This is a genomic window from Streptomyces sp. NPDC028907 (genome assembly GCF_055564995.1).
Window position 1 is genome coordinate 1 of sequence record NZ_JBVHVE010000016.1, and the last position, 13,159, is coordinate 13,159.

Annotated in this window: 1 protein-coding gene; it reads right to left on the reverse strand. The window is 74.4% G+C overall.

Going from position 1 to position 13,159, the window contains the following annotated elements; all coding sequences use genetic code 11:
* On the reverse strand, window positions 1-13,085 hold a 13,085-nt coding region (locus ACZ4UU_RS36745; protein WP_471907750.1), incomplete at its 3' end, for a type I polyketide synthase.
* Between the last annotated feature and the right edge of the window lie 74 nt (window positions 13,086-13,159).

Sequence of the window (13,159 nt, forward strand, 5' to 3'; positions counted from 1 at the left end):
ATGTTGTGGTGGGTGACGAGGTGGCGGGCGATGAGGCTGCCGAGGGTTCCGGTGCCGCCGGTGATCAGGACGGTCCCGTTCGGATCCAGCGCCCTCGCAGCGGCCACGTCGTGATCCGGTGCCGGCCGCGCGGGTGTCCCCGGGGCGGCGATCCGGGCCAGCCGGGGCACCAGAACGCTGTCGTCGCGCAGCGCGAGTTGCGGTTCCCCGCTCCCCAGTGCCGCTGCCAGACCCGTGCCGGCGCGGCTCAGGGCGGCCCCCGGCTCCGCGTCCAGGTCCAGCAGGACGAACCGCCCCGGGTTCTCCGCCTGGGCGGACCGGACCAGACCCCACACCGAGGCCCCGACCAGATCCACGGCCCCGCCGTCGCCCCCGGGTGTCGCGGGCCCGCCTGACACCGCGTTACGCGTCGCCACGACGAGGCGTGTGTCGGTGAAACGGTCGTCCGTGAGCCACTGTTGCAGCAGCGCGAGTGCCTCCCGCGTCGCCTCGTGCACCCGCTCGACGGGCTCGCCCGGCTCCCCGTCCTCGTACGCGCCGGTGTCGGCCCCGAACCGGGCCACGACCAGCGCGGGCACCCGCTCGCCCGCGTCGACCGCCGCACTCAAGGCGGACAGATCGCCGTACCGGCCGATCGGGCCACCGCGGCCTCCGTCTCCGTCTCGGTCTCCGTCACCAGTGCCATCTGTCGGTTCCAGGAGTGCCCACGGGCCGAGCGGAGCGACGATCTCGTCCGACGGGCTCCGCAGCGGTACCCATGCGACGTGGAAGAGCCGCTGGGGCCCTCCCGCCGCACGCTCCAGCTGAGCGGCCGTCACCGGACGCACCGTCAGCGAGCCGATCGAGACGACCGGTCGGCCCCGCTCGTCGGCCAGCTCGACCCGGACACCGTCGTTCGGGCCGGGCGCCACCAGGGCGCGGAACCGTCCCGCCGCCGCGCCGACGGAGCGCAGGGACACGGAGGACCAGCTGAACGGCAGGACCACCCCCATGGTCGCGTCCGGCTCCGCGGGGCGGAGGAAGACGGGCTGCAACGCGGCGTCCAGCAGCGCGGGATGCACGCCGAACCGCTTGCTGCGGACGTCGCCCCCCGACCCTCCGGAGGACCCGTCCGGCGCCGGATCCCCGGCCAGCTCGGCAAACAGTTCGTCGCCCTTGCGCCAGGCGGCGAGTACACCCCGGAAGGCGTTCCCGTACCCGACGCCCATCTCGCCGAGCCGCTCGTAGAAGTCGTCGAGACCGACGGGCTGCGCACCGGCGGGCGGCCAGGCACCCCGCAGACCGGCGGGCTCGGACGGCTCGGCCGACGTGAGGAACCCCGTCGCGTGCACGATCCACTCCGCACCTGTACCGCCGTCCGTCGCCGAAACGGTCGTCCGGGAGCGGATCGTGATGCCGTACCGGGCGCCGTCACCGACCCTGTCGCCGGGACCCTCACCGTCGTCGTCCATGCGGCTCGTGATCACCTGGAGGTCGGCGCCCTCCTGTTCGGCCAGCACCAGCGGCGCGTGCAGCGTCAACTCCTCCACTGCCGCCGCGCCGATGTGCCGAGCCACGTGCAGCGCGGCCTCCATGAAGGCCGCACCCGGCAGCAGGACGCTCCCGAACACCCGGTGATCGCCCAGCCAGGGGAAGTGGTCCAAGGACACCGATCCGGTGAACAGGTGCCCGCCGTCGGGCAGTTCGGTGACGGCGCCGAGCAGCGGATGGTCCGCACGGTTCATTCCGGACGCGCGGACGTCGGCGGAAGGCGCCGGAGCGTCGAGCCAGTACGTCGCGTGCTGGAAGGCGTACGTCGGAAGGGGCACCGTCCTCGCGGCCCGGTGCGCGAAGGCCTCCGGCCAGTTCACGTCCACGCCGTGGCCGTACGCCCGCGCGAGCGAGGCCGTGAACCGGCCCACGCCTCCCTCGGAACGCCGCAGCGACTCCAGTACGACGGCGTCCGCGCCGTACGCGTCGACGGTCTCCTGGAGGCCGACCGTGAGCACTGGATGAGGGCTCGCCTCGATGAAGAGCCCGTGACCGTCGTCGAGCAGGGCCCGGGTCGTCTCCTCGAAGCGGACCGTCCGGCGCAGGTTGCGGTACCAGTACCCGGCGTCCAGATCCGTGGTGTCCACCGGGCCGGCGGTGACGGTCGAGTAGAACGGGATCCGCGCGGCGCGCGGCGCGAGCGACGCGAGCGCGTCGAGGACCTGCTCGCGGATCGCCTCCACGTGCGGGGTGTGCGAGGCGTAGTCGACGGGGATACGGCGGGCCCGCACGCCGTCGGCCCGGTACGCGGCCACCGCCTCGTCGACCGCGCTGTGCTCACCTGCGATCACGGTCGACCGGGGCCCGTTGACCGCGGCCACGCCGAGCCGTTCGCCCCAGGCGGCGAGCCGCTCGCGCACGGTGTTCACCGGCAGCGGTACGGACGCCATGCCACCGGTTCCGGCGAGCGCGGTGATGGCCTTGCTCCGCAGTGCCACGACGCGCGCGGCATCCTCCAGGGACAGTGCGCCCGCCACGTGCGCCGCGGCGATCTCGCCCTGCGAGTGGCCCATCACCGCGTCCGGCTCGACGCCGAAGGAGCGCCACAGCTCGGCCAACGACACCATCACCGCGAACAGGGCAGGCTGGACGACGTCCACGCGGTCCAGCTCCGGCGCACCGTCGGCGCCGCGCAGGGCGTCCACGAGAGACCATCCCGTCAGCGGGTCCAGCGCCTGCGCGCACGCACGGATCTTCTCGGCGAAGACCGGCGCCGTCTCCAGCAGTTCGTCGGCCATGCCGAGCCACTGCGACCCCTGGCCCGGGAAGACGAACACGGTTCTGCCGGGAGGCGAGGCCACCGTGCCCCCCACGAGCCCGGGGTGCCCGTCCCCGCGTGCGAGCGCCTCGAGCCCCGCGAGGAAGCCGTCGTGGTCGGCGCCGACGATCGCCGCGCGGTGGTGGAAGCCGGTGGCGCGTGTGGCGGCCAGGGTGTGCCCGATGTCGTGGACGTCCACGTCGGGGTGGTCCATGACGAAGGAGTGCAGCCGTGCGGCCTGGGCCCGCAGCGCCTTCTCACTGCGCGCGGAGACCGGCCACGGCAGGGGGCGCGGCTCGCCTGCGACCGGGTCCGGCGCGGCCTCGGGCTGGTCCGGGGCTTGTTCGAGGATGAGGTGGGCGTTGGTGCCGCTGATGCCGAAGGAGGAGATGCCGGCTCGGCGGGGGCGTCCGGTTTCGGGCCAGGGGATGGTTTCGGTGAGCAGGGAAACCGCGCCCGCGTTCCAGTCGACGTGGGGTGTGGGCTGGTCGATGTGGAGGGTTTTGGGCAGGACGCCGTGTTGCATGGCGTGGACCATTTTGATGATGCCTGCGACGCCTGCGGCGGCTTGGGTGTGGCCGATGTTGGATTTGATGGAGCCGAGCCACAGTGGTTGTTGTGGGGTGCGGTTGTGGCCGTAGGTGGCCAGGAGTGCTTGGGCTTCGATGGGGTCGCCGAGGGTGGTGCCGGTGCCGTGTGCTTCGACGGCGTCGATGTCGTGTGGGGTGAGGTGGGCGTTGGTGAGGGCGGTGTGGATGACGCGTTGTTGTGCGGGGCCGTTGGGGGCGGTGAGGCCGTTGCTGGCGCCGTCCTGGTTGACGGCGCTGCCGCGGATCACGGCCAGCACGGGGTGGCCGTTGCGCTCCGCGTCCGACAACCGCTCCAGCAGGACCAGGCCCACGCCCTCCGAGAAACCGGTGCCGTCGGCCGAGGCGGCGAAGGGCTTGCAGCGTCCGTCGGGGGCGAGGCCGCGTTGGCGGCTGAACTCGACGAAGGTGGCCGGTGTGGCCATGACGGTGACGCCGCCGGCGAGCGCCATGTCGCACTCGCCGCTGCGCAGGGCCTGCGCGGCCAGGTGCACGGCGACCAGTGACGACGAGCAGGCGGTGTCGACGGTGACCGCCGGACCCTGGAACCCGAACGTGTACGAGATCCGCCCCGACGCCACGCTCGCGTGGCTGCCGTTGCGCAGGAAGCCCTCCAGTTCCTCCGGCGCCTGGCGGAGCCGGCCGCCGTAGTCCCCGTACATCACCCCGGCGAAGACGCCCGTGCTGCTGCCGCGCAGCGACGACGGCTCCAGACCCGCGCCCTCGATCGTCTCCCAGGCCGTCTCCAGCAGCTGCCGCTGCTGCGGGTCGGTGGCCAGCGCCTCACGTGGGCTCATGCCGAAGAAGTCCGCGTCGAAACCGCCCGCGTCGTCCAGGAACCCGCCGTGCCGGGTGTAGCTCTTCCCGACGGCCTCGGGGTCCGGGTCGAACAACTCGGCCACGTTCCAGCCGCGGTCCTCCGGGAAGTCGCCCACGGCGCCACGGCCGTCGGCCAGCAATCGCCACAGATCGGCCGCCGAGCGCACACCACCGGGGAACCGGCAGCCGGTTCCCACGATCGCGATGGGCTCGTCCGCCGTCCCGGCCGTGGTGCTCACCGGCGCGTCCTGCTCCGCCCCGGGGTCCGGTCGGCGATCGGTGAGCTCCGCGTGGAGCAGGCGCGTGAGCGCGGCGGGCGTCGGATGGTCGAAGACCAGCGTCGCGCTCAGCCGCAGACCCGTCGCCGCGTTCAGGCGGTTGCGCAGATCGACCGCCGTGAGCGAATCGAACCCGAGCTCCTTGAACGCGCGCTCGTCCTCGATCCCCGACGGCGAGCCGTGTCCGAGCACCGTCGACACCTGCGCGCGGACCAGTTCCCGTACCTCGGCGAGCTGCCGTTCGGCGGGGAGCGCGGCCAGACGATCGCGCAGGGACACCTCGTCCTCGGCTGTGGCGGCCGCCCGGCGCACCGGTGTCCGGACCAGCCCGCGCAGGACGGCGGGAACGGCGTCCGCGTCCGCGGCACGGCGGCGCAGCCCCGCCAGGTCGAACCGGGCAGGGACCAGCACCGGCCCATCGGCCGTGAGCGCCCGGTCGAACAGTGCCAGCCCCTCGTCCGTGTCCAGCGGCAAAAGGCCGCCACGTGCGAGTCGCGCCAGGTCGGACTCCGACAGATGACCGGTCATGCCACTGGCGTCTGCCCACAGCCCCCACGCGTGGGACGCCGCGGGCAGCCCTGCGGCCCGGCGGTGGTGGGCCAGCGCGTCGAGGAAGGTGTTCGCAGCCGTGTACGCGGCCTGTCCCGCGCTGCCGAGCAGACCCGTGACCGACGACAGGAGGACGAAGCGGGAGAGGCTCATGTCCTTGGTGAGCTCATGGAGGTGCCAGGCACCGTCGACCTTGGGCCGCAGCACGGCGTCGAGGCGCTCCGGAGCGAACTGCTCCAGAACACCGTCGGACAGCACACCGGCGGCGTGGACGACCGTCGTCAGCGGACGCGCGGCCGGCACGGACGCCAGCAGTTCCGCCACGGCATTCCGGTCGCCCAGGTCACAGGCGCCCCACCTCACCTCGGCGCCGAGCGCGGACAGGTCCGCTTCCAGGGCGTCCGCGCCGGGTGCGGCGGAGCCCCGGCGGCCGACCAGCAGCAGATGGCGGGCACCGTGCGCCGTGACCAGGTGACGCGCCAGCAGACGGCCGAGCGCGCCGGTGGCTCCCGTGATCAGCACCGTGCCCTCCTCGACCCGAGCGGTGCCGTCCTCGACCGGCGGTGTCGCGTCCGGCGCCGGGTGGGTTACGTCGCCGACGAGACGCGGCAGGTACGGGACGCCGCCGCGCAGCGCCACCTGCGGCTCGTCGAGCGCCAGTGCCTCCGCGAGGGCGCCGGGGGCCGGCTCGTCCCCGCCGAGGTCGACGAGGACGAACCTGCCGGGGTGCTCGGCCTGGGCCGTGCGGACCAGACCCCACAGCGGTGCGGTCACCAGGTCGGGTGCCGCGCCGCCGGCCGGCTCCTGATCCGTGTCGGTGACCATCGCGCGGTGCGTGAGCAGCACCAGCCGCGAGGAGGCGAACGCCGGGTCGGCGAGCCACTCGCGCAGCAGGGCCAGCACGGCCGAGCTCACCGTGCGCACGGCGAGCGGCACGTCGTCCGCCGCGACCGCTGCACCGGCCCCCACGTCCCCGGGCACGGCGGCCAGTACCGTCGCCGGTACCGGCGCGCCGGCCGCGACCGCGGCCTTGAGCGCGGCCAGGTCGGTGTACAGTCGCGCGCCCGTCGCCGCGGCGACGGCCTCGCCGCCGCCGGGGACGGCCAGCGCAGCCCACGCGCCGGCCTCCGCTGCCGGGGCGGCCGCCGGCGGCGCGGCCTGCACCCACACCGGCCGGAAGAGGTCGCCGCCGTGCGTGGACCGGCCCGCGGTGAGCTGCTCCGGCGCGGCGGGCCGCGTCACCAGCGACCGTACGGTGGCCACCGGAACGCCGTCCGGACCGGCGACGACCGCCTCGGCAGTGCCCTCGCCGGTCAGCGACCAGCGCACCCGTACCGTCGTGGCCCCGGCGGTGTGCAGGGCCACACCGCTCCAGGAGAACGGGAGCCCGATCCGCCCCTCGTCGTCCGCCCCCAGAAGGCCGGCCGGTTCCAGGGCCAGCGGGTGCAGGGCAGCGTCCAGCAGGGCCGGATGGATGCCGAAGCGGGCGGCGTCCGCGTGCTCGGTCTCGGCGAGACGCACCTCGGCGTGGATCGCGGTCGCCGTACGCCACACCGCGCGCACCCGTTGGAAGGCGGGTCCGTACTCGTACCCCTGCTCGGCGAGGCGGGAGTAGAGCTCCTCGACGGGGACCGGCTCGGCCCCTTCCGGCGGCCGGACGTCCGCGAATCGATCCCCGGGCCGTTCCCCGGGGCGGCTCGCCGCGAGCACACCTGTGGCGTGGCAGGTCCAGGGCACGTCGTCCGCGGCGTCCGGGCGGGAGTGGACGCTGACGGCGCGTCGGCCGTCGTCGGCAGCCGCGCCCACGGTGACCTGCAGCCGGACCCGGTCCGACTCGGGCACCGGCAGCGGGGCCCGAAGCGTCAGGTCGTCGAGCCGGTCGCACTCGGTGTGGCCCGCGGCGTGCAGCGCCAGTTCGACGAGCGCCGTCCCGGGCAGGAGCACGATTCCGGCGACCGCGTGGTCGGCCAGCCAGGGATGGCTCTGCGCCGACAGGCTCCCGGTGAGCACGAGCCCGCCCCCGTCGGCCAGTTCGACGGCCGCGCCGAGCAGCGGATGATCGGCCGTGCTCAGCCCGAGGTGTCTGGTCGTGCCGCCGCCGACGGGCGCCTCCAGCCAGAACCGGCCGCGGTCGAAGGCGTACGTGGGCAGATCGACGGGCAGGCGCCGCGAGCTTGTGAAGGCGGCCGCCCAGTCCACCGGCACACCGTGCACATGGACCTCGGCCAGACTGGTGTGGAAGCGCCGCCACCCGCCGTCGTCGCGGCGCAGCGACCCGACCACCACCGCCCCCGCCGCCGCACGGGCGGCGCCGTCACCGGCCGTGGCCGCGACGTCGTCGAGGGTCTCGCGGACGCCGACGGTGAGCACCGGGTGGGGGCTCGACTCGACGAAGGTGGTGAAGCCGTCGGCACACAGCGACCGGACCGCCTCCTCGAACCGTACGGTCTGACGCAGGTTCCGGTACCAGTACGCGCTGTCGAGTCCGGCCGTGTCGACACGGCCGCCGGTGACCGTCGAGTAGAAAGCCGTCGTGGCGGACCGGGGCGTGATGCCGTCGAGGACCTCCGCCAACTCCTCGCGGATCGCCTCCACCTGCGGTGAATGCGACGCGTAGTCGACCGGGATCCTGCGGGCCCGTACTCCGTCGGTCCGGTACTCCGACACCAGCGCGTCCAGCGCCTCGGGGTCGCCGGCGACCACCGTCGAGGAGGGTCCGTTCACGGTGGCGACGTTCAGCCGGCCCTCCCAGCGGGCCAGATCCTCCGCCACCCGGGCGGCGGGCAGCGGAACCGACACCAGCCCGCCACTGCCGGCCAGCCGCACCAGCGCGCGGCTGCGCAGCACCACGATCCGCGCCGCGTCCTCCAGGGACAGCGCACCGGCGACGCAGGCGGCGGCGATCTCGCCCTGCGAGTGCCCGACGACCGCGTCCGGCACCACCCCGAAGGAGCGCCACAGCTCGGCCAGGGACACCATCATCGCGAACAACGCGGGCTGCACGACGTCCACCCGGTCGAAGGACGGCGCGCCCGGTACGCCACGCAGCACCTCCGTCAGGGACCAGTCGACGAGGTCCGCCATGGCCCGTTCGCACGCCTCTACACGGCCGCGGAACACCGGTGACGCGTCCAGCAGTTCCCGTGCCATGCCCGTCCACTGCGAGCCCTGGCCGGGGAAGACGAACACGGTCCCGCCCGGGGCGGCGCCGACGGCGCCCGATACGACGTGCGGCGCGCTCTCGCCCGCCGCCAGGGCGCTCAGGCCCCGAACGGTCTCGTCCAGGTCGGCGGCCACGACCACCGTCCGGTGGTCGAACGACGAGCGGGCCGTGGCGAGCGCCGCGCCCAGGGCGGGCACGGGGTCCGGGCCCGGCTCGCCACCGGTGGCTGCCGGCAGCCACTTCAGCAGCCGTTGCGCCTGACCGCGCAGCGCCTTGGCGGTTTTGGCCGAGACCAGCAGGGGGACCGCCGTGGGCGCCGTGCGGTCGGCGGCCGCGGCGGCAGCGGACGGGTCGTTGCCGCCGCCGTCGAAGTCGGCGGGAGCTTGCTCCAGGACGACATGGGCGTTGGTACCGCTGATCCCGAACGAGGAGACGCCCGCGCGACGGGGACGCCCGGTGTCGGGCCACTCCATGGCCTCGGTGAGCAGCCGCAGACCGCTGCCGTCCCAGTCGATGTGCGGGGACGGCGCGTCGACGTGCAGCGTGCGCGGAAGCATCCGGTGCCGCAGGGCCTCGACCATCTTGATCACACCGCCGACACCGGCAGCGGCCTGCGCATGGCCGATGTTGGACTTGAGCGAGCCCAGCAGCAGCGGCCGTTGCGCCGGCCGGCCCCGGCCGTACACGGTGCCCAGGGCCTCGGCCTCGATCGGGTCGCCGAGCACCGTGCCGGTGCCGTGCGCCTCCACGGCGTCGATCTGATCGGCGGTCAACTCGGCGGCCGCCAGGGCCTGTTCGAGCACGTCACGCTGGGCGGGACCGCTGGGCGCCGCCAGCCCGTTGCTCGCACCGTCCTGGTTGACGGCCGAGCCGCGCAGCACGGCGAGGACGGGGTGGCCATTGCGCCGGGCGTCCGAGAGCCGCTCCAGGACGACGATTCCGGCGCCCTCGGCCCATGACGTGCCGTCCGCTGCGGCGGCGAACGCCTTGGCCCGCCCGTCCGGCGCCAGGCCCCGCTGCCGGCTGAACTCCACGAACATGCCGGGCGAGGCCATCACGGCCGCGCCGCCCGCGAGGGCCATCGTGCACTCGCCCTGCCGCAGCGCCTGGCTCGCCAGATGCAGAGCGACCAACGACGAGGAGCAGGCCGTGTCCACGGTGACCGCCGGACCGCGCAGGCCCAGCGTGTAGGCGATGCGGCCGGAGGCGACACTCGTCGTGCCGCCGGTGAGCAGATAGCCGTCGAGTCCCTCGGGCGCCTCGTGCAGACGCGGCCCGTAGTCCTGCGCCATCGCGCCGACGAACACCCCCACCCGCTCGCCGTGCCAGGAAGCGGACGGAATCCCGGTCCGCTCCAGCGCCTCCCACGACGTCTCCAACAGCAGCCGCTGCTGCGGGTCCATCGCCAGCGCCTCGCGCGGGCTGATCCCGAAGAAGGCCGCGTCGAAGAGATCGGCGTCGTACAGGAACCCGCCGGACCGCGCGTACGAGGCTCCCGGTGCCTCAGGGTCCGGGTCGTACAGTCCCTCCAGGTCCCAGCCACGGTTCTCGGGGAAGGCGCCGATGGCGTCCCTGCCCTCGGCCACCAGCCGCCACAGATCCTCCGGCGACTGCACGCCGCCCGGGTAGCGGCACGCCATGGCGACCACGGCGATCGGCTCGTCGCCGGGCGCGGCGGTCATCGCACCGGGGCCTTCGGCCGCCTCGGCGGCGCCGACGACCTGGGTGCGCAGATGGTCCACGACGGCGGCGGGGGTGGGGCAGTTGTAGGTCAGGGCGGCCGGCAGGCGCAGGCCGGTGACCTCGGTCAGCCGGTTGCGCAGTGCCACCGACGACAGCGAGTCGAAGCCGAGCTCCTTGAACGCGAGCCGGTTGTCCACGTCCTGCGGTGAGCTGTGCCCCAGGACTGCGGCGACCGCCGCGCGCACCACGTCGAGCAGCGCACGTTCCCGCTCGCCGTCGGCCAGCGTCGCCAAGCGCCGTGCCCAGGAGACCCGTGTGTCCGGGCCGGAGTCCGTGTCCGTGTCCGTGTCCGCGGCGGGCATCCCCTCGGCTGTCTCCGCGGCCGCTCCCCCTACCGTGACGGCACCGCGAACCGCGCCGAGCCGCGGCCAGTGGCTCCGCCGCTGGAAGGCGTACGTGGGCAGCGGCACCCTGGAGACGCGCGGCCCGTCGCAGGGCGCGGCGACCGTGTCCCAGCGCACCGGGATGCCGTGCACGTGGACTCGGGCGAGGGCCTCCAGCAGGCTCTCCGGCTCCACGCGGTCCGACGCCAGCGTGGCCGCCAGGACGTCCGGTGGGACGGCGGCTGCGGCCGGTCCGGCCAGGTCGTCGAGGCAGTGCTCGGCGATGCCCGTGAGCACCCCGCCGGGCCCCAGTTCGAGATAGGCCGTCGCACCCTGGGACCTCAGGGCCGCCATGCCGTCGCGGAACCGGACGGTTCGCCGCACATGGCGGGCCCAGTAGCCGGGCGTGCACAGCTCGTCGGCGCCGGCGAGCCGGCCGGTGACGTTGGACACGACGGGGATCCGCGGTGGCGCGTACGACAGCGAGCGGGCGACCTCCTCGAACTCGGCCAGCATCGGATCCATCCGGGGCGAGTGGAAGGCATGGCTGACCCGGAGCGGCTTGACCTTGCGTCCCAGGCCCGCCCAGTGGGCGGCCGCTTCGGCCACGGCCTCCTCGTCGCCCGAGAGCACGACCGCGCCCGGGGCATTGACCGCGGCGACCGAGACACGGCCGAAGTCCGGGAGCACGGCGAGGACTTCGTCCTCCGACGCCGCCACCGAGACCATCCCGCCACCGCGCGGCAGGGCCTGCATCAGCCGGCCCCGGGCCGCGACGAGGGTGCAGGCATCGTCGAGCGAGAGCACTCCCGCCACATGGGCCGCGGTCAGCTCGCCGACCGAATGCCCGATGACGAAGTCCGGCCGAACTCCCCAGCTCTGGACCAGCCGGAACAGCGCGACCTCGACGGCGAAGAGCGCCGCCTGGGTGTACGCGGTCTCGTCGAGCTGTTCCGCCCCGGCCGAGCCGGGCTCGGCGAAGACCACCTCGCGCAACGGCCGTCCGAGGTGGCGGTCGAGCCGCTCGCACACCGCGTCGAAGGCCTCGGCGAACACCGGGTACGTGTCGTACAGCCCCCGGCCCATGCCCGCGTACTGGCTGCCCTGCCCGGTGAAGAGCACGGCGAGCCGCGCGTCGGGACGGACCCGGCCGCGCACAATTGCGGCGCCGGCCGCCGGGTCGTCGGAGGCGAGGGCCGTCAGTCCGGCGAGGAGCGTCTCCCGGTCGCCGCCCAGTACGACGGCACGGTGGGCGAAGGCGGTGCGGGTGGCGGCCAGCGACCAGCCGACATCCCGGACGGCGAGAGGGGGGTGGGCGTCGAGGTGCGCGCGCAGACGCTCGGCCTGGGCGGCCAGCGCCGCCGGCTCCCGCGCCGAGAGCACCCACGGCACGGGCCCCGCGCCGCCCCGGTCACCGTCCACCGCCCGGCCGGCCAAGCCGTCCTCCGGGTGTCCGTCCGCCGCGCCGCGTCGCTCGTCGGTGCCGGGCCCGCCCGACGCGGCGGCCGGGGCCTCACCGAGCACCACATGGCAGTTCGTGCCGCCCATGCCGAAGGAGCTGACGCCCGCGAGGAGCGGCCGGTCCGGCGCGGGCCACGGCCCACGGTCCGTCACCACCCGCAGCTTCAGCGCCTCCTGGTCGATGCGCGGGTTCGGCGACGAGAAGTTCAAACTGGCGGGGATCTCTCGGTGTCTGATGCTGAGCACGGCCTTGACCAGCCCCGCGACCCCGCAAGCCCCTTCCAGATGGCCGATGTTGGTCTTGACCGAGCCCACCAGCAGAGGGCTCCCGGTGTCCCGCCCCGGGGAGTAGGCACCGCTCAGGGCCGCGGCCTCGATCGGGTCGCCGACCTTGGTGCCGGTGCCGTGCAGCTCCACGTACTGCACCTGGGCCGGGTCGACCGCGGCGCGCAGACACGCCTGCCGGATCACGTCCTCCTGGGCCTCCCGACCGGGCACCGTCAGCCCGTCGGTGGTGCCGTCGTTGTTGACGGCGCTGCCCCGGATCACACCGAGGACGGTGTCCCCGTCCGCGAGCGCGGCGGCCAGGGGCTTGAGGACGACGAACGCGCCCCCCTCGCCCCGGACGAAGCCGTTGGCCCGGGCGTCGAAGGTGTAGCAGCGCCCGTCCGGGGACAGCGCCCCGAACCGGGCGGTCCGGGCGGTGCTCTCCGGCCCGATGATGAGGTTCACCCCGCCCGCGAGGGCCAGCGTGGACTCGCCGGTCCGCAGGCTCTCGCACGCCAGGTGCACGGCGACCAGGGACGATGCCTGGGCCGCGTCGATCGTCACGCTCGGGCCGCGCAGCCCCAGCGTGTACGAGACCCGGTTGGCGATGATGCCGCGACCGGTGCCCGGCAGCGAGTGCGAGCCGTAGGCGTCGGCGCCGCGCCGGCTCAGCAGGGCCGCGTAGTCGTCTGCCATGGCCCCGACGAACACACCGGTACGGCTGCCCGCCAGGCGCCCAGGGACGACACCGGCGTCCTCCAGCGCCTCCCAGCCGAGCTCCAGCATCAGCCGCTGCTGCGGGTCCGTCTCCACCGCCTCGCGCGGCGAGATCCCGAAGAAGCCGGCGTCGAAGCCGTCCACCCGGTCCAGCAGTCCCGCGTGGCGGACGTCCCGCGCGGCGGCGGGGACGTCCGTACCGGCGTCCGACGTCTGCTCCCACCGGTCGGCCAGCGACTCCGACACGGTGCTGCGGCCGTCCCGGAGCAGCCGCCAGAAGGCCTCGGGCCCGTCTGCCCCCGGCAGCCGGCAGGCGATTCCGACCACCGCGATCGACGAAGCGTCGGTGGTGTCCAGAGGGGAGGATTCAGGACTGCGCCCGAGGGACATCTGTGCTCGCCCTTCTCCGACCGGGTGAATTCCCCTCGATGTTCACCAGCGGGGCTAAGGGTCTACTTGGAGCG